The organism is Vagococcus elongatus (genome assembly GCF_003987645.1).
Classification (GTDB): domain Bacteria; phylum Bacillota; class Bacilli; order Lactobacillales; family Vagococcaceae; genus Vagococcus_A; species Vagococcus_A elongatus.
The window spans coordinates 1-20,159 of sequence record NZ_NGKA01000013.1 but is presented as its reverse complement, the minus strand read 5'-3'; the positions used below and the strand labels follow the sequence as shown (position 1 = coordinate 20,159).

Below are 20,159 nucleotides of genomic sequence, written 5' to 3'. Positions count from 1 at the left end.
ACTTATCACAAATTTGATGTAAAGCAGATTAAACTCGATATTTCAATCTAAATCTAACTGCTGAATACATTTCTATTTTTCGAAAAGAATCTTAAAAATACAACAAAGGCACCTAAATCATTCAAGATTTCAAAGGTGCCTTATTACTAACTATTATTACCTGACTAGTTAAAATCAGACAGTTTATTTTATACGTTCACAATATACGGATGTGCCTCAAAAAGATTATCCACAATCACTTTTGCTTTAGATGTCATCTCAGGATTAGGCGCGATTAAATCGGGTATGACGATTACATCCACATTTGCCTCATGGGAGGCCCTGACACCGTTTAATGAATCTTCCAGCATTAAACATTTTTCTGGTTCAAGACTTAACAACTCAGTTGCCTTAATGACTATTTCTGGATCTGGCTTGGCTCTTTCAACTTCATTGGCCGACACAATTCCAGAAAAATAATGATCAATATTTGCTTTTTCTGTCAACAATTCAATGAATTCCCTTAAATTACTTGAAGCGATCACGCTAGGAATTTGATGTTTCCGCAGCAACTCTAATGTTTCTACCGCTCCTGGTTTCAAAGGCGTCTTTCCGCCTTCAAACATTTCACGTACTAGAGACCGCCCTGCATAGAAAAAATCATCCAACGTTTTGCTAGGCAGATGGGAAAAATCCTTACGAATAGTAGCAAAAACCTCTTCATCTGAGATGCCGATAAAATTCATCATATACGATTTATCTAGTCCATGCAGTCCAAAGTCCGGAGCTAAGGTCACATTCACATCAAGATACACCTGCTCAGTATCAAACAACAACCCATCCATATCAAAAATAACTCCTTGATAATTTGTCAATCATTTGTCTCCTTTACAAGATATTTTCTTACATTTGAAATAAAATACAAAGAACCGGTGATGACCAAGACAGTATTCTCATCTAATTGTTTCTTCAATGCATCCACTCCCGTCCACCACTCTTTAAAGATATGATCGTCAGGAACACCTAATTGATGGTACTTAGTCAAGTTAACTGCCGTAGGGTAATCAAATGTGGTCACATAAAAATTCCCTTTACTTGCCATGATAATTTTTTGCATCATAGGCTGGATATCTTTTGTGCTGATTGCGGAAAATAATGAAATTATTTTTTTATCCCCGTAGTACGCTGCCAGATTATCCACCATCACATCCACTGCAGGCTCATTGTGAGCACCGTCGATGAGGATCAGCGGTTTCTGCTGAACTACCTCCATGCGTCCCGGCCAACTCACTTGGTTTAACGCTCGCTGGATGCCTGACTCAGTGGGTGTTAAATCAAACTTGGAAGCTAATAAAAGAAACGTTTCAATGGCAACACTGGCATTGTCAAATTGATGATAGCCGATCAGCGGAATATGCAAATTTTGCAAATCTTCGTCCTTTGTTTTAAAGCTGAACGTTTGGGCTTTTCTGTCACTTTTATCATACACAAACTGTTCACCCAACACAAATAATGGGCTCTGTTTTTCCGTGCTTACGTTCCGAATGACTTCCAATGCTTCGGGAGGTACTTTTCCAACAACCGTCAGCTTATTTGTTTTGATGATACCAGCTTTTTGATAGGCGATTTCCTCAATGGTATCACCTAAGATATCCATATGATCCAAGCCGATAGTCGTAATCACTGATGCCAGCGGCTCAACAACATTGGTGCTGTCCAGTAACCCTCCCAGACCAACTTCGACTATGGCTAGATCAACCTGTTCTTGTTTGAAATAATCAAACGTCATCGCCGTAATGATTTCAAACTCGGTGATGCCCGCCAGCGAGTCGTCCTTATCCATTTCATCAACCAAAGGACGAATTTTTTCAACATACTTGACTAAATCCTCGTCCGAGATTGGAATTTCATCAATACTCATCCGTTCGTTAAATTTAACTAAATACGGAGAAGTAAACGTCCCCACCTTTAAGCCGTATTCTTGAAACAAACTTCTAAGAAAGGCCAGTGTGGACCCTTTACCATTTGTTCCTCCAACATGGATAATCGCCAAATCACGATGAGGATTTCCCAATAGCTCCAGTAAAGCTTTTATTCTAATCAGTCCCGGCCTCGAGCCGAATTTCAAACGGCTGTGAATCCAGGCAAGTGCTTCTTCATAAGTCATGCGTGTTTTCCATCCCTATCTTAAACTTTTTTTAATTGACTGATACGATCTTTCACAGTCTTTTGTTTTGCTAAATAATCTGCTTCTTTCCCGCGTTCAGCTTCCACAATCTCAGCAGGAGCATTAGAAACAAATCGTTCATTCGTCAATTTCCCTTGGACTCTTGCCACTTCTTTCGTCCATTTATCTAGTTCTTTTTCCAGTCGCGCGATTTCATCCCCGATATTGATCAAATCTGCTAAAGGAAGGAAAATTTCCCCTCCGGTAATAACTGCGCTCATGGCAAGTTCAGGCGCTTCGATCTCTGCACTGATTTCCAATATTTCAGGATGGCAAAAACGTTTGATATAGTCCACGTTATCCTCTAAAAATTCACGAATTGTCTCATCAGTGGTCTTAATCAGCAACGTGATTTCTTTCGACATTGGCGCATTGACTTCGGCACGAATATTTCTGACTGAACGAATTAACTCTTTTAGCACTTCCATGCCCTCAGCGGCGGGCTCATCATCGTTTGCCGGAACCACTTCCGGATAAGGCGCCACGACGATGGACTCTCCCTCATGAGGCAGATAAGCCCATATTTCTTCAGTGACAAAAGGCATGATTGGATGAAGAAGTTTTAAAATCTTATCCAGCACATACGCTAACAGACTCCGTGTCAAATGCTTTTGTCCTTCATTATCTCCATAAAGCACTTCCTTGCTCATCTCTATGTACCAGTCACAAAAATCATCCCAAATAAAATTATACAAATGACGGCCGGCTTCGCCAAACTCAAACTTATCAAACAAACGATTGACATTTGCAATCGTATCATTCAAGCGTGTCAAAATCCAACGGTCGGCAACCGTCCGTTGACCTTCTAGAGAAATCTCATCATAGGTCAAACCTTCCAAGTTCATGATGACAAACCGGCTGGCATTCCAAATCTTATTGATGAAGTTCCAAGCTGCATCCATTTTTTCTTGACTGAAGCGAATGTCTTGCCCCGGCGAGGAACCCGTTGCCAGGAACCAGCGCAAAGCGTCTGCCCCATATTTTTCAATAACATCCATAGGGTCTATGCCATTTCCCAAAGATTTACTCATTTTACGGCCGTCTTCAGCCCGAATCAAACCATGAAGCAGCACATTATCAAAGGGGCGGCGATCGGTAAATTCCAAACTTTGGAAAATCATGCGACTGACCCAAAAGAAAATAATGTCATAGCCAGTGACCAAGGTGGACGTAGGAAAATACCGTTCAAAGTCAGGTGACGTCTCATCGGGCCATCCCATCGTGGAAAAAGGCCACAACGCGGAACTGAACCACGTATCCAGCACATCTTCGTCTTGCGTCCAATGTTCAAGGTCTTCTGGCGCATCCTCTCCAACATAGACTTCTCCAGTCTCCTTATGATACCAAGCAGGGATTTGATGTCCCCACCACAATTGGCGAGAAATGACCCAGTCATGCACATTCTCCATCCATTGGATAAATGTTGCATTAAAACGCGGCGGATAAAACTCAACTTTATCTTCTGTGGACTGATTGTGAATCGCTTTTTCTGCCAAGTCAGCCATCTTAACAAACCACTGAGTAGATAGGCGGGGCTCCACCATGACACCTGTCCGCTCGGAATGTCCTACGCTATGGACCATTTTTTCGACTCTTATCAGACGACCAGCTGCTTTCAAATCCTTGACGATTTCTTTTCGTGCCTCAAAACGGTCCATCCCTTTATACGGCGGATAAAAATCATTCATCGTACCGTCATCATTCATGACATTTACCCGAGGCAGTTGATGGCGATTGCCTACCTCAAAGTCATTAGGGTCGTGAGCCGGAGTGATTTTTACTACACCCGTGCCGAAATCCATATCCACATAGTCATCGGCAACCACAGGAATTTCCTTCTCTACGAGAGGCAAGATGACTTTTTTGCCAATCAAATGCTGGTAGCGCTCATCTTTCGGATGAACAGCTACAGCAGTATCCCCCAACATTGTTTCAGGACGAGTGGTAGCAATTTCTACTGATTCACCGCTGCCATCTGCCAGTAAGTAAGTCATATAGTAAAAAGCGCCTTCCACATCTTTATGAATGACCTCAATATCAGAGAGTGCAGTTTTTGCCTGCGGGTCCCAGTTAATGATATACTCTCCGCGATAAATCAGACCCTTTTTATATAGCTCCACAAATACTTTTTTAACGGCGGCAGACAGTCCCTCGTCAAGAGTGAAACGCTCCCGCTCATAATCCAAAGACAAGCCCAATTTGGCCCATTGCTCACGAATATGGGAGGCGTATTCTTCCTTCCATTCCCAAGTTTTTTCTAAAAACTTTTCCCGTCCCAACTCATAACGGCTAAGACCTTCTTCTCGCAGCTTTTCTTCCACTTTCGCCTGTGTGGCAATGCCGGCATGGTCCATCCCCGGAAGCCACAAGGTATCGTAACCTTGCATCCGCTTGTGCCGAATAATAATGTCTTGCAGTGCAGTATCCCAAGCATGACCCAAATGTAATTTTCCAGTGACATTAGGCGGAGGAATCACAATAGAATAAGGCTTGGCATCAGGATTGCCGTTGGGGCGAAATACTTTTTCGGCCAGCCATTTTTCATATCTGCCTTGCTCTACTTTTTTCGGATCAAATTTCGTTGATAAATTTTGTTCTTCTGTCATCATTTCTTTCCTTTCTCCTAAAACTAACGTTATGAACAATGAATAACTAATACAATAAGAAGCACATTTATAAAATTAAGTTTAAAAACAAATAAACCCTAGAACACATGATGTGTTCTAGGGCGAATAATCGCGGTACCACCTATTTTTACCGTAAAAACATACGGTTTCTCTCAGTGTCATAACGTTCACTAAACGAACTAGTCTACTACTCATCAAAAAAGGTTCGACTAATCAACTTCCAAGCTACCTTCACAAAGAAAACTTAAAAATCTTCCAGCGTACGATTTTCTCTCTGACAAGTTTGACCTTTGTTACTCCTCTTGTGCACAGTCTTTTTACAAGTGTACAATGAAAACTGCCCCTCGTCAAATAGTTGTTAAACTAATTTTCTCAACTCAGTCAAGGCTGCGTTGTAATCAGGCTCGTCTGTCAATTCAGCAACAATCTCACGATAAACAATCGTGCCGTCTTTATCAAGCACAAAAACAGATCTTGCTAAAAGTCCTAAAGATTCGATCAATAAACCATAATTTCTTCCAAAAGTAAATTCTGTATCATGCAGCATTTCCATGTCGACACCTTCAGCCGCACACCAGTTAGCTTGTTCTTCTTTTGTATTTTTCGAAATCGTTACAAACGCAGCCCCTTCGATACTGGCTGCTTCTTGGTTAAATCGTTTAGTCTGAATACTGCAGACTCTTGTATCGATGTCAGGAACGATATTAAGTAAGACGGGTTTCGTCAACAACTGACCCAACGAAATCGCCTGATCCTCCAAATTATTGAGTGTAAAGTCTGGTGCTTTCTCCCCAACATTTCTTTCTGTTCCAACTAACGTTAAAATATCTTCACCTTTTGTTATATTCATAGTCTTCTGTCTCCTTCCATCATTTCTTTCATTATAACTAAATTAAAAAAAAGGGACAAAGATACTGCTTATGAAATGAACACACAAGAAAAAAGCCTTTCAGCAACAACTATTTCTTGTGTTACTGAAAAGCCAATCACATCATTGACTAAAAATTGATTTGTTTACTTGATGTAAAATTTTCATCAAAATAAATCAACGTCTGAAGCTCTGTGGTCAAATCAATATACTGCACTTTCACATTATCCGGCACACGAATTCTTCCGGGTGCAAAATTTAAAATAGCTGTGACCCCTGCAGCAATAACTTTATCTGCTACCGTTTGAGAATATTTACTCGGAACCGTTAAGATGGCGGTCGTCACACCTTCTTTTTTTATTCGCTCTTCCAAACAGGACATGTCTTCGACCACAATATCTTTGATTTTTTCTCCTACAACCTCTGAATCTGTATCAAAAGCACAAACAATATTCAGGTGATCATTGTTTTTGAAGTTGTAGCGCCCTAAAGCTTTTCCTAAATTTCCTACACCTACTAAAGCAATTCTTTTTTCTACCTCAGTATTTAGAATGTGACTAAACACTTCGATTAAAAAGCTAACATCATAGCCATAGCCGCTTCTCCCTAATTCCCCAAAATGTGAAAAATCTCTTCGGATCGTTGCAGAAGGGATTTGAATCATCTTACTAAAATCTTTTGACTTGATTCTTTCGACACCAGACTCTTCCAGTGTTTTCAAATAACGGTAGTACATAGGAATTCTTCTCGCAGTTGCGTTTGGTATTGGACACCCTTTTTTTTCCATTTTCCCCACCTCTTGTTAACTTTTTCACATCTAGTGTATCACTGAACACGCTTTTTTTCAATGTGTTTGTGAAAATGAAAATAAGACAACTTGTAAGAATCTTTTCTTACAAGTTGTCATTCAAAAAGAATGTTTATAACAAATCTTCAAATTCTTGCTGCCCTGAAGTCAAGAAATAATCTCCCGTTTGGATTTTTTCAAATACCATCCCATCAAATGCTCTCTGAATTAAATCATCTACATCCAGTCGTTTTTCGTACTCAAGAACTTTTTCAAGTTTGGGTTTTGTTTTAGGTTGTGGCGGGGCAAAAATCGTACAGCAGTCCTCAAAAGGCAATACTGCCAAGTCAAACGTATCGATTTTTTCCGCCAAATCTATGATTTCAAGTTTATCCATTGTGATGACCGGCCGGATGACCGGTGTGGTTGTGACCTCATTTATAGCTGTCATACTTTCTAAAGTTTGTGAAGCCACCTGTCCCAATGATTCTCCATTAATAATAGCCAGACCGCCTCTTTTTTCCCGTATCAAATCAGTCAGGCGCATCATAAAACGCCGGGTAATCGTCATCAAATAACCGCTGGGCACATTTTCTTTGATTGCTTCCTGTATTTCAGTGAAAGGCACGGTGATAAATTGAATACTTCCAACATAAGGCGTTAATTTTACGGTTAATTCCTTTGCTTTGTTCAGTGCTTGTTCACTAGTATAAGGCGGGCTGTAAAAATGTACGGCCTCTATTTCTACACCACGTTTCATCGCCAAATATCCGGCCACCGGTGAATCAATACCGCCAGACAGCATTAGCATTCCTTTACCGCTGGAGCCAACCGGCAGACCTCCAGCACCTTTGATCGTCGCCACTGAAAGATAGGCGGCATCATGACGGATCTCGACCCGTAATTCGATATCCGGCTGCTTCATTTTTACTTCTATTTCTGGTATCGCACAAATGACCGCATGACCCACCTCTCGGTTCAATCCAATGGTATCTAATTCAAAGGCACGATCCGCCCGTTTGGCATTGACTTTAAAGCTTTGACCCGGTACATACTCTGAAGCTACTAGTTCTGCTGCAGCTTGATATATTTTTTCCAGCTGCTTGTCAACTTTGACCACTGGAGAAAATGTCTGAATACCAAAAATAGGCCTCAATTTTTCAATAATTATCTGACTTGGTTCACCATTTAAAATCAAATACATGCGGTCTTTCTGTCCATGAATTTTGACCTTTGGGTGAGCTTGTAAAGCTGAGCGTATATTTTTTGCCAGCTGTTGAATAAATAATTTTATGTTTTTTCCTTTAGTTGATAACTCGCCATACCGAATCATAATTTCCGAATACTCTAACATCTTTATCTCCTATCTTGAAACCTTAGAAAATTTCTCGTAAATATGTCTAAACGACACTAAAAACTGCTCAAGTTCACTCATTGTCGAATGACTGCTGAAGCTGACCCGAACGGCAGTAGTGCCGATATCGCCAGGGACGCCCATAGCATGGAGAGTGCTGCCTGTCACGTGGCTTCGACTGGAACAAGCACTGGTGGTAGAAATCAAAATATTTTTTTCCTCAAAGGCATGAACCAACACTTCCCCTTTAATTCCATTGATACCGAAACAAACAATATGAGGGGCATACTCATCTGTGGGTTCGGTAAACAAGCTTACGTTGTCAAACGTTTTTAACGCCTCGATTAAGTAAGTCTGCAATTGACGCTGCTGATGACATTTAGCTTCCTCGTCTGTCAACTGCAAACGAACAGCTTTAGACATGGCTGTGATTCCCGGAACATTTTCAGTACCGCTGCGACCGCCAAATTCCTGCCCTCCGCCATTCAGAAGAGGGGCTAGTTTTCTTCCCCGACGCCAAAACACAAACCCTACTCCCTTTGGCCCGTGAAATTTATGGGAAGAAAAGGTGGCAAAATCGACACGCGCTGTTAACCAATTTTGGAGAGGCAATTTCCCCAGCCCTTGTACAGCGTCAACATGAAAATGAATGTTGGGATAACTTTCCAGCACCTTGCCAATTTCTTTTATCGGCTGGATAGCACCTACTTCATTGTTGACCAGCATGGTGGAAACTAAAATCGTTTCCGGGCGAATCAACGCCGCCAATGCGTCAACTTTTATTCTGCCCTTTTGATCCACAGGTGCCCGGCTAATCTCAAAACCAAGTGTTTCAAGCTGTGCAGCAGCTTTTCCAACTGCAGAGTGTTCCACATCCGAAATAATGATATGTTTCCCAAAAGGATGTTTTTCAATGGCTGTGCCCTTGATGACCCAATTATTTCCTTCCGTGCCACCGCTGGTAAAATAAATTTCTTTATCCTCCACGTTTAACAATTCCGCAATCTGCCCACGGGCTTGCTGCAATAAACGATCAGCCTGTGTTCCTAAAAAATGCAAACTGGAAGGATTGCCTATAATACGTTTCGTCGTCTGGATATATGTGTCCAACACACTGGCATCGACAACTGTCGTCGCACTATTATCAAAGTAGATCATTACACACACCGCTTTCTAAAATTCTTATTCATTATAAAATGATTCCCTTGTAATATCAAACAAAATAAATAAGCAGAAGCTCTCATTTACCAGCCTCTCTGCCCGTCAACACCTGCTGAGTTTCTAGGCAAATACCGCTTTTTTCTCAAGCTCCACTCAAATTCAAAGGATTTTAAAAAGCTGAGGAAAAATTCCTCAGCTTTTTTAATTACATGTCATTTTTATTCCGGTAATAGTAGGACTCAATACGTTTAAACGCACCCGGCTCTACTTGTTCCAAAGCCACGCCAATCTCATCAAGAGCATCTTGATAGCGATAGTCTTCAGAGAATAAAATCATACTCTTCTCAATGGCTCTTTCGACCAGCTCATGGGAATGACGGTAACGATTAGCATATTGCAGCATTTGTTCAGTCAACGCCGCACTGTCGATAAGCTCCTGTGTTTTTTCTTCCAGCAAAGCCAAATCTTCATTACACAACGTTACTAATTTATCAATATAGTCCATATCGATACGGATGCGGTTCAACTCTCGCACCAATTCTTCCACCCGATCAGAGGCTACAAAGAAAAATTCCAAATACTCTTGAGGAATTCCTGGCAAGCGTTGCTTGTCCACTTGACGTTTTAACGACTTCAATTCAAATTCGTAACCTTCGATTTTAGAAGCAGCTTCCTTCTCGCCTTTGCGTAAGTCTTTAAGAGAAGCACTGATTTGAACTTGCTGATTTTCCATCTCTTTCAAAATCTGGAAGCCGTCACGCAGACTTTTTTCAGCTTCACTGTAAATCACATCTTTTTTCTTGATCTGCTCATCCAGCTGAGTGATAGCACGTCCCAGTTCCTCCAGTTGTGTCTGGAAGCCCCGAGTGCGTCCCAACTCGTTATTGTTCAACGTATAACTTTGAGACGTGTGGTCCAACTCAATCAGCAACTGACGATTATTTTTTTCCACATGGCCCACATAGTCACGGACTGTTTTGATATTTGTCCGAACATAGTCCCTAGCTTTGATTTCGATTTCCATCAGCTCATAAAGTTCTTCGATACGCTCTTCGATGATGATATTACCGTTTTGAACATCGACAACTTCACATCTTTGCAAGGCATTCGTCACATCTTTTATCCGAACATTAATTTTCCGGATGTCATCAGAAAGGTCACCTTCAGAAAATTTATAGTGATCTTTCACCATTCGTTTATAGCCTTCTTCGATTTCTTTCATCTGAGCCGGATATTCTTTATCAATTTGTTCAAACAAAGGCGGAACAGCCAAAATAATTTGTTCTAATTCATAAGTATGATCTTCGGCCTGTTGCAGAACACTGCTGGCTTCCATCGGGTCCCCTGCGGTATTCAATGCTACAAATTGTGTGAATTCATTTTCTATTTTTGTTACTTGTTTGCGGATTTCGTCAATGGCAGGGCCAAATGTTTTTGCCTCTTCCTTAACCAATTGTGCAATTTCTTCATATTTGTCCAAAGCTTCTTGGACCGCGAGAGAATTCCGTTCTTCGCTGGTCTTCAGCTCTTTCAGTCCATCCCGGATTTCTTCAACTTCCTCTTCCATCTTATCCATGGTCTCATAAGCATCTTGGATAACATCTTTCACTTTGATGAAACGGAAGGTTTCATTAAGATTTTCTACTTCAAAAATACGACTTTCCAATTCAGCAAATGAAGCGGTGGAAATATCCGTCCAACGTTGATTCCATTCACGAAAGGTGTTTTGGCTCTGACCCACCAAATGCATCTTTTTGATTTCTTCGATTTCTTCAAACACCGGCAAATCGAACAAGTCAATCTTTCGTTCTTCCAGCTTGTCTAATTTTTCTTCATTTTTTCGTTTTAGCAGTACTGCCACTATATAAAAAATTGCGACCACGACAATAATGGCTACAAACACTATTAAAATTGTATTGATGTTGGCTTTCATGCATTTTCCTCCGTGTAGGTTCTTCCCCGTAAAAATAGTTTTATTAACTATCCATTTATTTCCATCAAATAATCAGTAGAAATACAGCTGTCTGTAATTTTCATCTGTCTTCGATTGTAACATATTTTTATTGGGCAATCACCATTTATCTTATTTAAATTTCACTTAATCCCACTTGATAATTCTACCACAAAAACCTTTAAGATTTAAGAGTCAATGTTAAATTAACACATTTCTAAACTTTAATGAGGAATATCATTTTGCTGACGCAGAATATCTCTAAGCTTCTCTTCAGGACCATAGTCTTTTTCCCAATTTTCCGGTTTCAACACTTTCCCGGTTTCAGGATGATAGTGAACCTGTCCATCTGGAAAAATTTTTCCCATATTCGCCTGATGAACGATTTTATGAAGGGGGCGTGGGTCCACACCCATCAAGACAAAACTGCCGTAAGTAAAATATAATAAGTCAAGCAACGCATCCGCTTGATGGACCAGCTGATTTTCTGCTCCCTGGTAATCTTCCTGATTCTGATGAGTATTTTTAGTTTTTTCTACCGCCCGGTCAATATCCTTGTGCATTTGTGAGACTAATTCGTCGAAAGTCTTCATCTCTCCCTGAGCAGAAGCATACAAAAACTCCACCAGTTCCTCCAGCTTAAATCCTGCCCTGTCACTAGCTTCTCTCAAATCTAAGGCTTTGGGTCTGACATTTTCAGTTGGGTGAAAAACTTTATGAAACTCTGCTGCATACATGAAACCGTCGTCGTTCACTGGCTACTCTCCTTCCAATAAATCAAAATATGTCAACGCATGAACAATTCCTTCATCGTCATTACTTTTTGTCACAAAATCAGTAACCTCTTTGATACTTGCCACGCTGTTTCCCATGGCAATCCCAAAACCCACCCCTTGAAGCATCTCTTTATCATTGGCACTGTCGCCGAAGACCATGACTTCATCCAAAGAAAAATGATGATAATCTGCCACGTGACGAATCCCCTCCAGCTTGCTGCCTCCTTGTGGAATGATATCCACGCTAAGTGCATTTGAATGTGTCACATGACAGTCTGGAAAAAGTTCCGCAAGGTGCTGACTTTCTCGTTCATCCGCCAGCATCACACACTGGTAAATAGGTTGGCTTGGAACCTCTATCACATCAAGGTCATGTACAGGCTTCTTTTTTGTAAGTTTTTTTAACCAGCTCTTAACAACTTTCTGATCGGGATGTATAATTTTAGAAAATATTTTTCTAAGCGAAAAAATTGCCGGCTGCTGTGAAAGTTTAAGCAGCCAATCTCCTTCAAACTTATTTCTGCCGCCAAGCAACAGTTTTCTGTTTTCCTTTTTGGCAAACAAAAGCAGTTCACTGAGCGCTTCCCTTGTCAAAGGCTGGGCAAAATACACTCGTTCATCAGAAAATACATACTGCCCATTATAGGTCACGAGCACATCCACTTTTAGCCCTTTTATTAAATGAGCCATTTTAATCGGACTGCGGCCTGTAGCAATACCGCAAATAATCCCTTTCGCTCTTAGTTTAGCGATTGCCGCTTTACTTGAAGCCGACATACTGCCGTCACTGGTCAGAAGCGTCCCGTCAAGGTCAAAAAAAACAGCTTTTATCATCTCAACACCCTCTATATCTTACGTTAAAATAGACCCATCTGTTCAGGGTTCAAATTATCATAGGTAATATCTAGCATTTCCTTTAAGCGCAAACAATTTTTAGCGGCATGTCCACCGGAATTATTATTAAAAATCACCACTACTTTTTGCGCCTTTGTCTCCAAAATTTTAAGTTCTTTTCCAAGCAAAACCAGCTCTTCATCAGAATAATCGTACAAGGTTCGGACTTTGCGCCAATCCTGTGTTTTGTCCTCCCAGCCGACCTTGTTGCGCCCATGCAATCTCACAAGTACCAACTCTGGGTTAGTCACAACAGGAAGAAATGGCACTGAATAGTTGGGAACTTGAGGTTCATCCACAATCGTCAAATGAAAATAATTTTCCCTCATAAAACTCAACATCGATGGATAATAGTTGTTTGAATACCATGAGTGATGGCGAAATTCGATAGCAACAGGCAATCCGGTAAAAATTCGACCGAGCCTCTTTAAGTAAATGATATTTTCTTTGGTACAATCAAAATACGGGGGAAATTGACACAAAATTCCTGCTAATTTATTACTTTCCACTAATGGACGAATACTCTCAAAATATTGCTGGTACATTTCTTTTTCAGAGCTGTAAACTTCCGACCACTCTTTATGCAGTGTCATGCATTGGTGTGCCTTGATAACAAATTGAAATTCAGCAGGTGTGCCATCAACCCATCCCTGCACAACTTCTCTGTCCTTAATGCCATAAAAAAAAGTATCCAACTCTACCACTGGCAATTTTGAGGCATACAAAGGTAGAGTCACTTTTTTAGCTGCAACCAATGCTTGATGTTCAGACCATGTGGTCAATCCTAATAACATAAAAATTCCTCCTGCCCCTCTAGTTTACACAATCAAAGACGTCTTGGCAAAAAGCTGAGAAATAATTTTTTTGCTGTGATATGATAGAAACACATGACCAAAAAGGAAGAAAACACATGAAAAAAATCTTAGTCCTGCACACAGGCGGTACCATTGCAATGTCTGAAGATAGCGCCACTGGTGCAGTCTCAGTCTCACAAATAAATCCCTTGCTTCAGCAGTCCCTTGTACTAAATACAGACACTCGTCTGCAAATCGAGGATATTTTCTATTTGCCTTCGCCCCATATCACACCAGAGCACATGCTCACCCTTAAAAATAGAATCCTTAGAGGCATAAAAGAAGGATATGACGGAGTGGTCATCACTCACGGAACTGACACATTGGAGGAGACGGCTTATTTCCTCGATATAACAATCGGCAAAAAAATACCGATTATTGTGACTGGTGCCATGAGATCCAGCAATGAACTGGGAGCTGACGGCTTATCAAACTATCAGTCAGCCATCCGTGTAGCATCTTGCGAGGAAGCACAAGGAAAAGGGACACTTGTTGTGATGAATGATGAGATTCACACTGCGAGATATGTGACTAAAACCCACGCGACAAATGTGGCGACTTTTAGATCACCTACGTTTGGTCCTATTGGATTAGTCACAAAGCACGTCATCAGTTTTTACCAGCAATTATTAAATCAAAATAATTTAGATGTTCATTCCGCTGACGGTGTTATTCCCATCATGAAAGCTTACGCAGGGATGGGGGACAGCTTAAATCTCCTCTCCAATCAACCCATTGACGGTTTAGTGCTTGAAGCTCTCGGTGCAGGAAATCTCCCGCCCCAAACTTTACCAGCTCTCGAAAAACTTTTAGCTGACAACATCCCGATCGTTCTAGTATCAAGATGTTTTAATGGGGTGGCTGAAGGTGTTTATGACTATGAAGGGGGAGGCAGACAGCTGAAACAAAAAGGCATCATTTTCTGCGATAGTTTAAACAGTCAAAAGGCACGAATCAAACTATTAGTAGCCTTAAATGCCCAGCTCTCACATTCAGAACTGAAACAATTCATGATGAATCAAAGTTAATAACCGCTGACTTTTAGGATGGAGGCATCACTTTACGATTCTTCCGTCCTTGATCTGAGGGGTTTTAAATCTGATAAAACCGTGTCAGTCGCCAAATATATATAAACTTAAAAGAAACAAAAAAAGACTTATCACAAGTCCTCCGCTAAATATAGAAACAAATCCAATCTTTTATTAAAATTTCATCAACACTTGCGGTCACACATAAAATAAGCAAAAAGCCCCTAATTCGTCAAGCGATTAAGGGCATCCGACTCTTTTATAAAAATTCGACTTCAACAGTTTCTGTCAAAATATCTGTATAACTGTATGACACTCGGTCACAGGAGTTCTCATCTGCATCTAGGTCCACAATAAACACCGCTGGATAAGTTTCTGTCAAAACTCCGCAATGCTCAGTCTGGCGCTTTCTCCCTGTTTGTGCAGTCAACATAATTTTGCTTCCTACTCTTGCTTCCATTTTTTGCTTGATTTCAGACAAAGATTCTGGCATCCAATTCACTCCTTACTGGAGTAGTATAACATAAAAGTCACAAAAAAACAAATTTTAACACAGTTTATTTTCCTTTGCAACTATTTTATCGATAAATTAAATTATTTAAATAATTTTCTTATAATAGCACATCTTTCAGCTCGTTTAAACAAAGCAAATCAACAGTTAATGTGTTCCCTAAGTTTTCGTTTAACACGGTCCAGCGCATTTCTAACCTTTCCCAATGAACAATTTAATTCCTCTGAAATATTCTCTTTACTTTTACCTTTGACATAATGGTGGAAAACAAGTCTTTCAAAATCAGAAAGCTGCGTATCAAAGGTTTGTAGCTGATCACGAATCAAAACGTAGTCAAGAGCGACAAGAGCATCATTATCTTCCTTGACTGTAAAAAAGTCGCCTCCTTGAGCAATTTTCCCTTCTAGTGACACGGATTGAACATCTACTCTTCTTTTCAACGCATTTTGTCTGCGGATAACACTGAAAATATGACGCTGAAAATTCATTTTGAAAAAATACCCAAAAGAAAGACCTTTATCCAGATCATAAGACTTAATTGAATTGTAGCAGACAATCTGTCCTTCCTGTAACCAATCATCATAATCATACCCTCTTAAATAATACTCTTTTTGTAATTTAAAAATGATAGGCTGATATTTTTTAAAAATCTGCTCAAAAGCTTCGATGTCCCCATGTTTCGCAGCTATGATTAATTGCCGGTCTTTGTTTTTCATGCTCCACCCCCTAAAATAAGCAAACGCTTCCTGTTTTTTACCAATCATAGCACAACCCTATTATAAATAACATATATTTTTTGAATTTAAGCAAAATAATATACAGTGATATAGAATGATATTTAAATTAAATAACTTTAACACGCGTAATAAATAATTGACTAAACGAATAATTCCCTTGATATGATATAATAGATTGTAAGATAAGAGAAAGGGGGCCTCCCATGCCGATCAAAGATGTTAATGACTATTTGCAACAAAACATTCGAGGCAAACCTGAATTACTTTCCGGTGAAAAAAAAGAATATCTGGGGATCTTTCGTGAAAGAATTTTTTTAGTGATGACTGGAAAAGATATGCAGAACAAAGTATATCAAATGTTTTTAAAACAACAGCTGAAAGACAAGCCAGGCGGTAAAATCAAAATAAGTGTCCACATTGATTCTCCCGTAAGAATGGCCTACATTTTAATTGCTCAGGATTTAAACATCCCGTTTACCGTTGTGGATACAGACCATAAAAACGGTGCGGCATCCATCGGATTGGTCTATCATTTTGATACAGTTGTCGATGAACCGGTAATCAATATCGATAAAAAATACCAGCAGATGAAAAAATAAAAGTTTTCTAAGAAACATTACAAAACATTGCCGCAGCGCCTGCAAAAAACACTATTGTTTTTGTAGGTGCTATTTTACATTAAATAACCTTGATTACAATGGCAAAACGATATTATGAAAAGTTTTCGGGGCTAGATTAGTCACAGTGATTCCCAATAATCTTACCTGAAAAACCTCTTCTCCATTCATCATGCTTTGCCAAATGTCGAAGGCATGAAAATATATGTCTTCTTCTGTATCCAAAAACTCATCCAAAGTTTTTCTTCTAGTTTTAGTTTCGTAATCGGTAGTCCTGACCTTCAAAACAACAGTTTGTCCATGCTTCTGATTTTTGTGCAATGATTTGGCAACATCACGAGCCAACTCTCTGAGATGAAAAATAACCTTGGCTTCATCACGCACCGGCTCCCGATACGTTTGCTCCCGTCCAATCGATTTCCGCTCTCTGTTTGGGTTAACAGGTGATAAATGAACTCCGCGTACTTTCCGATACAAGGAATAGCCCATTTTTCCAAAATGGTAAATCAAATCCATTTCATTCCATTGATAAAGATCTTCCCCAGTATAAATACCTAACTGATGCATTTTAGGAACCGTCTTTTTGCCCACCCCATAAAAATCTTCAATCGGTAAATCTTTTAAAAAATCAACTGCCTTGTCTGGCAAAATAACTGTTTGCCCCGCTGGCTTATCAAAATCAGAGGCGAGTTTTGCCAAAAATTTATTGTAACTGATACCGGCAGAACAAGTCAACTGCAGTTCTTTCCAAATATCTTGCTGAATCATACTAGCAATTTTTATCGCACTAGTAGAATTAATTTTATTGTTCGTCACATCCAAATATGCCTCATCTAAGGATAAAGGTTCAATCATATCTGTGTATCTTTTAAAAATTTGTCTAATTTCAGCTGAAACTTCTCTGTAGTATTCCATCCGACCGGGAATAAAATTAGCTGTTGGACAAAGTTCATAGGCTTCTTTCGCACTCATGGCAGAATGAATGCCAAATTTTCGTGCCTCATAGTTAGCAGTCGTTACAACTCCTTTTCCCCCGGTATCCTTCGGGTGCTTTGCAATAACTAGGGGTTTGCCTTGCAAATCTGGATTATCCCGCTCCTCCACAGAAGCATAAAAAGCATCCATATCAATATGGATAATTTTTCTCGACGTATCGTTTTGCAAAGGAATCTCAAAAAAACCAGACATTTTTTCCCACCGCTTTCCAAGGCTTCATTCTATCAAAAGTATATCACGAACGTACATTCCCTTGCAAACAACCAATTCCTATATTATTATATAAACTAAATTATAAATTGTTTGTATATCTGCAAACAGTATTATGATTCGTATAAAAGCAAACTGATTCTCATTTTGTATATAAAAAGGTGAAAGGAGCAAAAAGATTATATTGGCAAGTATACATCCAGTTAGTCTTACTTTAATCTAAAATATTTTAAGGAGTAACTGACAAATGACAAAACATCTTGTGAACCAAATCGAACAACTAAGTAATGGATATGATTATCGTAATGAAAGCTATTTTTGTAATTACTGCGAGTCTATTTTTAAAGAAGAGATGATCTATCCGCTTGATGAAGAATTACTAACCGCAAAAGGGGCAATGAAGCACCATCTTTTAACAGAGCATGGGGGTAATTTTTTTGCTCTGATGGAAAAAGACCACAAAACATTTGGGCTTACAGAAGTTCAACTGGCTATGCTTTCATGCTTTTATCAAAATATTTCGGACAATGATATGGCAAAAATGTTTAACATCACTCCCGCTACAGTTAGAAACCACCGATTCAAGCTGAACGAAAAGAAGAATCAAGCCATTCATTTTTTGAGCTTGGTCAGTATCATAGATAAAAGTCTGGAGGAAGGAAAATTGGGCATTCAATCATTTGACCAGCGCTTTAATATTACGAAACATGATCGGGAAAAAGCACTTAAAAATTTTATTGATCCCGAGACCAAACGAATCACAATTATCCCACGAAAAGAGAAAACAAAAATTATCCTACTGCAGTATCTAATAACCGCTTTACCAAATAAAACTTTTTCTGAACAAGAAATCAACCTTTTCCTTAAGAAATATGTTGATGACTTTGCTAGCATCAGACGCTACTTAGTTGACTACGGCCTTCTTGCTAGGACAAAGGACGGTAAAATTTACTGGAAAATATAAAAAAGCTTGCGAAAACCAGACAATCCATCTGATTTTCGCAAGCTTTTTTATCTGCTTACTTATTCGATATGACCCGTACGGGAATCGAACCCGTGTTACCGCCGTGAAAGGGCGGTGTCTTAACCGCTTGACCAACGGGCCTAAACTACGGAGAAGGAGGGATTTGAACCCTCGCGCCGCTTTCGCGACCTACACCCTTAGCAGGGGCGCCTCTTCAGCCTCTTGAGTACTTCCCCAAAACAAAATGGGCCTAAATGGACTCGAACCATCGACCTCACGCTTATCAGGCGTGCGCTCTAACCAGCTGAGCTATAGGCCCCAAAAAAACAAAAAGCGGGTGACGAGAATCGAACTCGCGACAACAGCTTGGAAGGCTGTAGTTTTACCACTAAACTACACCCGCGTAGTCTAATGTGCTAAACGGTTCCGACGGGAATCGAACCCGCGATCTCCTGCGTGACAGGCAGGCATGTTAACCCCTACACCACGGAACCTTGATACAATTGCGGGAGTAGGATTTGAACCTACGACCTTCGGGTTATGAGCCCGACGAGCTGCCAACTGCTCCATCCCGCGATATTTTTATTAAAGGAGGATAAGGGATTCGAACCCCTGCACGCTTTTACACGCCTGACGGTTTTCAAGACCGTTCCCTTCAGCCAGACTTGGGTAATCCTCCATTTTATTACTAATGACCCGTACGGGAATCGAACCCGTGTTACCGCCGTGAAAGGGCGGTGTCTTAACCGCTTGACCAACGGGCCAGACTTATAGTACGAAATCAGTGGGCCTAAATGGACTCGAACCATCGACCTCACGCTTATCAGGCGTGCGCTCTAACCAGCTGAGCTATAGGCCCCAAAAAAGCAAAAAGCGGGTGACGAGAATCGAACTCGCGACAACAGCTTGGAAGGCTGTAGTTTTACCACTAAACTACACCCGCAAAATAGTGGATGGCTCAGGACAGAATCGAACTGCCGACACACGGAGCTTCAATCCGTTGCTCTACCAACTGAGCTACTGAGCCAATAAACGGTTCCGACGGGAATCGAACCCGCGATCTCCTGCGTGACAGGCAGGCATGTTAACCCCTACACCACGGAACCTTGATACAATTGCGGGAGTAGGATTTGAACCTACGACCTTCGGGTTATGAGCCCGACGAGCTGCCAACTGCTCCATCCCGCGATATTTTTATTAAAGGAGGATAAGGGATTCGAACCCCTGCACGCTTTTACACGCCTGACGGTTTTCAAGACCGTTCCCTTCAGCCAGACTTGGGTAATCCTCCGGAATATAATTATGGACCTTGTAGGACTCGAACCTACGACCTAACGGTTATGAGCCGTTTGCTCTAACCAACTGAGCTAAAGGTCCAAATACACCAAGCAGCATAATTAAAAATCGCGGCGAAGGGGATCGAACCCCCGACCTCCCGGGTATGAACCGGACGCTCTAGCCAGCTGAGCTACACCGCGCTATTAAAATGTAAATCGGGAAGACAGGATTCGAACCTGCGACCCCTTGGTCCCAAACCAAGTGCTCTACCAAGCTGAGCTACTTCCCGTACTATTTCAAACGCACCCAAGAGGAGTCGAACCCCTAACCTTCTGATCCG

At 40.6% G+C, this 20,159-nt stretch carries 17 protein-coding genes, 17 tRNA genes and 1 other annotated feature; of the genes, 3 read left to right on the top strand and 31 right to left on the bottom strand.

Translation table 11 applies throughout. From position 1 onward, the window contains the following. Nucleotides 1–188: 188 nt before the first annotated feature. From CBF29_RS09005 to CBF29_RS08955, 11 genes are all read right to left on the bottom strand, one after another. Nucleotides 189–854 carry an HAD family hydrolase gene (locus CBF29_RS09005; protein ID WP_126809399.1) on the bottom strand — a complete coding sequence of 222 codons (666 nt, stop codon included), beginning with the start codon at nucleotides 852–854 and terminating at the stop codon, nucleotides 189–191. Next, nucleotides 851–2,146 (bottom strand): bifunctional folylpolyglutamate synthase/dihydrofolate synthase, encoded by a 1,296-nt coding sequence (locus CBF29_RS09000; RefSeq protein ID WP_126809398.1) that lies wholly within the window; start codon nucleotides 2,144–2,146, stop codon nucleotides 851–853. Before CBF29_RS09000 ends, CBF29_RS09005 begins: the two co-directional genes overlap by 4 nt. 20 nt (nucleotides 2,147–2,166) lie before the next feature. Continuing rightward, complete coding sequence (locus tag CBF29_RS08995) at nucleotides 2,167–4,812, bottom strand: valine--tRNA ligase (protein ID WP_126809463.1); 2,646 nt, start codon at nucleotides 4,810–4,812, stop codon at nucleotides 2,167–2,169. 115 nt (nucleotides 4,813–4,927) lie between these two features. After that, nucleotides 4,928–5,152: a binding site (T-box leader), on the bottom strand. Between the two features lie 39 nt (nucleotides 5,153–5,191). Continuing rightward, complete coding sequence (gene tpx / locus CBF29_RS08990) at nucleotides 5,192–5,683, bottom strand: thiol peroxidase (RefSeq protein ID WP_126809397.1); 492 nt, start codon at nucleotides 5,681–5,683, stop codon at nucleotides 5,192–5,194. 148 nt (nucleotides 5,684–5,831) lie between these two features. Next, a complete protein-coding gene (locus CBF29_RS08985; protein WP_126809396.1) occupies nucleotides 5,832–6,488 on the bottom strand; it encodes a redox-sensing transcriptional repressor Rex in 657 nt (218 codons plus the stop codon). A 133-nt stretch (nucleotides 6,489–6,621) separates the two neighbouring features. Further along, nucleotides 6,622–7,842, bottom strand: a complete 1,221-nt coding sequence (gene thiI / locus CBF29_RS08980) for a tRNA uracil 4-sulfurtransferase ThiI (RefSeq protein ID WP_281272915.1) — start codon at nucleotides 7,840–7,842, stop codon at nucleotides 6,622–6,624. Nucleotides 7,843–7,851: 9 nt separating this feature from the next. After that, nucleotides 7,852–9,000: a cysteine desulfurase family protein gene (locus CBF29_RS08975; protein ID WP_126809395.1), complete on the bottom strand. Its 1,149-nt coding sequence runs from the start codon at nucleotides 8,998–9,000 to the stop codon at nucleotides 7,852–7,854. 208 nt (nucleotides 9,001–9,208) lie between these two features. Beyond that, nucleotides 9,209–10,936: a septation ring formation regulator EzrA gene (locus CBF29_RS08970; protein WP_126809394.1), complete on the bottom strand. Its 1,728-nt coding sequence runs from the start codon at nucleotides 10,934–10,936 to the stop codon at nucleotides 9,209–9,211. Nucleotides 10,937–11,178: 242 nt separating this feature from the next. Then, a complete protein-coding gene (locus CBF29_RS08965; RefSeq protein WP_245987330.1) occupies nucleotides 11,179–11,709 on the bottom strand; it encodes a pyrophosphohydrolase domain-containing protein in 531 nt (176 codons plus the stop codon). 3 nt (nucleotides 11,710–11,712) lie between these two features. After that, nucleotides 11,713–12,564: a Cof-type HAD-IIB family hydrolase gene (locus tag CBF29_RS08960; RefSeq protein WP_126809393.1), complete on the bottom strand. Its 852-nt coding sequence runs from the start codon at nucleotides 12,562–12,564 to the stop codon at nucleotides 11,713–11,715. A 23-nt stretch (nucleotides 12,565–12,587) separates the two neighbouring features. After that, nucleotides 12,588–13,418, bottom strand: a complete 831-nt coding sequence (locus tag CBF29_RS08955) for a DUF72 domain-containing protein (RefSeq protein WP_126809392.1) — start codon at nucleotides 13,416–13,418, stop codon at nucleotides 12,588–12,590. Nucleotides 13,419–13,534: 116 nt separating this feature from the next. Here CBF29_RS08955 and CBF29_RS08950 point away from each other — a divergent pair, with 116 nt between their 5' ends. Further along, nucleotides 13,535–14,506, top strand: coding sequence for an asparaginase (locus CBF29_RS08950; protein ID WP_126809391.1), 972 nt, complete (start codon nucleotides 13,535–13,537; stop codon nucleotides 14,504–14,506). A 259-nt stretch (nucleotides 14,507–14,765) separates the two neighbouring features. Here CBF29_RS08950 and CBF29_RS08945 read toward each other — a convergent pair whose 3' ends face one another. Then, nucleotides 14,766–14,999: a Veg family protein gene (locus CBF29_RS08945; protein ID WP_126809390.1), complete on the bottom strand. Its 234-nt coding sequence runs from the start codon at nucleotides 14,997–14,999 to the stop codon at nucleotides 14,766–14,768. A 158-nt stretch (nucleotides 15,000–15,157) separates the two neighbouring features. Then, complete coding sequence (locus CBF29_RS08940) at nucleotides 15,158–15,733, bottom strand: sigma-70 family RNA polymerase sigma factor (protein WP_170170035.1); 576 nt, start codon at nucleotides 15,731–15,733, stop codon at nucleotides 15,158–15,160. Between the two features lie 224 nt (nucleotides 15,734–15,957). Here CBF29_RS08940 and CBF29_RS08935 point away from each other — a divergent pair, with 224 nt between their 5' ends. Further along, nucleotides 15,958–16,353, top strand: coding sequence for a DUF1694 domain-containing protein (locus CBF29_RS08935; RefSeq protein ID WP_126809388.1), 396 nt, complete (start codon nucleotides 15,958–15,960; stop codon nucleotides 16,351–16,353). A gap of 93 nt (nucleotides 16,354–16,446) precedes the next feature. Here CBF29_RS08935 and dinB read toward each other — a convergent pair whose 3' ends face one another. After that, entirely contained in the window at nucleotides 16,447–17,559 is a 1,113-nt protein-coding gene (gene dinB / locus CBF29_RS08930; protein ID WP_126809387.1) for a DNA polymerase IV, read from the bottom strand. Nucleotides 17,560–17,824: 265 nt separating this feature from the next. Here dinB and CBF29_RS08925 point away from each other — a divergent pair, with 265 nt between their 5' ends. Next, nucleotides 17,825–18,541, top strand: a complete 717-nt coding sequence (locus tag CBF29_RS08925; RefSeq protein ID WP_126809386.1) for a DUF2087 domain-containing protein — start codon at nucleotides 17,825–17,827, stop codon at nucleotides 18,539–18,541. A 69-nt stretch (nucleotides 18,542–18,610) separates the two neighbouring features. Here CBF29_RS08925 and CBF29_RS08920 read toward each other — a convergent pair. The 17 genes from CBF29_RS08920 to CBF29_RS08840 form a co-directional block, all read right to left on the bottom strand. Beyond that, nucleotides 18,611–18,682 (bottom strand) — tRNA-Glu (locus CBF29_RS08920). A 7-nt stretch (nucleotides 18,683–18,689) separates the two neighbouring features. Then, nucleotides 18,690–18,777 (bottom strand) — tRNA-Ser (locus CBF29_RS08915). 9 nt (nucleotides 18,778–18,786) lie between these two features. After that, nucleotides 18,787–18,860, bottom strand: a tRNA-Ile gene (locus CBF29_RS08910). A 13-nt stretch (nucleotides 18,861–18,873) separates the two neighbouring features. Continuing rightward, nucleotides 18,874–18,944, bottom strand: a tRNA-Gly gene (locus CBF29_RS08905). An 18-nt stretch (nucleotides 18,945–18,962) separates the two neighbouring features. Beyond that, a tRNA-Asp gene (locus tag CBF29_RS08900) sits at nucleotides 18,963–19,035 on the bottom strand. Between the two features lie 9 nt (nucleotides 19,036–19,044). Next, nucleotides 19,045–19,117: transfer RNA gene (locus CBF29_RS08895), tRNA-Met, on the bottom strand. Between the two features lie 13 nt (nucleotides 19,118–19,130). After that, nucleotides 19,131–19,220, bottom strand: a tRNA-Ser gene (locus tag CBF29_RS08890). 13 nt (nucleotides 19,221–19,233) lie between these two features. Beyond that, a tRNA-Glu gene (locus tag CBF29_RS08885) sits at nucleotides 19,234–19,305 on the bottom strand. Between the two features lie 21 nt (nucleotides 19,306–19,326). Then, nucleotides 19,327–19,400: transfer RNA gene (locus tag CBF29_RS08880), tRNA-Ile, on the bottom strand. 13 nt (nucleotides 19,401–19,413) lie between these two features. Further along, a tRNA-Gly gene (locus CBF29_RS08875) sits at nucleotides 19,414–19,484 on the bottom strand. 11 nt (nucleotides 19,485–19,495) lie between these two features. Then, nucleotides 19,496–19,568, bottom strand: a tRNA-Phe gene (locus tag CBF29_RS08870). Between the two features lie 6 nt (nucleotides 19,569–19,574). Next, nucleotides 19,575–19,647 (bottom strand) — tRNA-Asp (locus CBF29_RS08865). A gap of 9 nt (nucleotides 19,648–19,656) precedes the next feature. Next, nucleotides 19,657–19,729: transfer RNA gene (locus tag CBF29_RS08860), tRNA-Met, on the bottom strand. A gap of 13 nt (nucleotides 19,730–19,742) precedes the next feature. After that, nucleotides 19,743–19,832, bottom strand: a tRNA-Ser gene (locus tag CBF29_RS08855). Nucleotides 19,833–19,844: 12 nt separating this feature from the next. After that, a tRNA-Ile gene (locus CBF29_RS08850) sits at nucleotides 19,845–19,918 on the bottom strand. Nucleotides 19,919–19,945: 27 nt separating this feature from the next. Next, nucleotides 19,946–20,019: transfer RNA gene (locus CBF29_RS08845), tRNA-Met, on the bottom strand. 15 nt (nucleotides 20,020–20,034) lie between these two features. After that, nucleotides 20,035–20,108, bottom strand: a tRNA-Pro gene (locus tag CBF29_RS08840). Nucleotides 20,109–20,159 lie beyond the last annotated feature (51 nt).